Here is a 1,159-nt window from a genome sequence, read left to right on the forward strand (position 1 = left end):
GCCCGCACCGACATCAAGGTTCTGGTGGGTCCAGAAAACACCCAGCGGTACTACTTCACCGCCCCGGCCGGCGACGGCCCCGAACGCACCTACACCGTCCCCGTCACCAGCAAATCCGACGGCACCATCACCGTCGCCAGCGCCACCGCCAACGTCACCGTCGCCATGACCATCATCGGCTACACCGCCACAACCGTCCCCGCACCCACCCCCGCACCAGCAGCACCCGCACCCGCTCCAGCTCCAGCTCCAGCTCCGGCTCCGGCTGTGGTGGCGCCGACGTCGGGTACGCCGTCCGCGTCCAACACCGGTGTTCCCGCCGGAACAGCCCTGAAGGTCGTCAACGGTGACATCAACGTCACCACGCCCGGCACCGTCCTGAACGGCCTCGACATCCGCGGCCTGGTCAAAATTCAAGCCGCCAACGTCACCATCAAAAACTCCATCATCCGCGGCCGCACCATGAACGGTCCCGGCGCCCTGATCAACAACCTCGGCGGCTACAGCAACCTCGTCATCACCGACACCGAACTGTTCCCGACCGTCGCCTCACCCCACGCCAACGGCATCTACGGCTACAACTTCACCGCCACCCGCCTCAACATCCACAACATCATCGACGGCATCCACATCACCGGCAGCAACGTCCTCATCCAGAAAAGCTGGATCCACGACCACATGCACTACCTCAACGACCCCAACCAGGGCGGATCCCCCAGCCACGACGACTCCATCCAGATACAAAGCGGTAACAACGTCAAAGTCATCGGCAACCGCCTCACCGACTCCCACAGCGCCGCCGTGCAAATCACCCAAGACCGCGGAGTCGTCTCCAACTTCGTCTACACCAACAACTACGCCAACAACGGCGCCTGCACCGTCAACATCGCCGAGAAAGCCTACGGCCCCCTCAAAGGCACCATCATCACAGACAACAAATTCGGCCGCAACACCAAGGTCGCCAACTGCGCCGTCATCGCCAAAACCACCACCATCATCGACTTCCAACGCAACTACTACACCGACAACACCCCCGTCGTCATCAAAAAAGGCTAACCACCCCGGCTAACCCCACCCCAGAATTCCCTCGCAGGAACCAGGCGGGCCCCACGTGCACACAGCACGCGAGGCCCGCCTCATCGCACACCCCACCACAAAC

General features: G+C 62.7%; 1 protein-coding gene. It reads left to right on the plus strand.

Going from position 1 to position 1,159, the window contains the following annotated elements; translation table 11 throughout:
• Nucleotides 1–1,056: hypothetical protein (locus E3T51_RS11370; protein WP_198417862.1), on the plus strand; the 1,056-nt coding region annotated here is incomplete at its 5' end.
• Between the last annotated feature and the right edge of the window lie 103 nt (nucleotides 1,057–1,159).

Origin of the sequence: Cryobacterium serini (assembly GCF_004404025.1) — a bacterium.
GTDB lineage: Bacteria > Actinomycetota > Actinomycetes > Actinomycetales > Microbacteriaceae > Cryobacterium > Cryobacterium serini.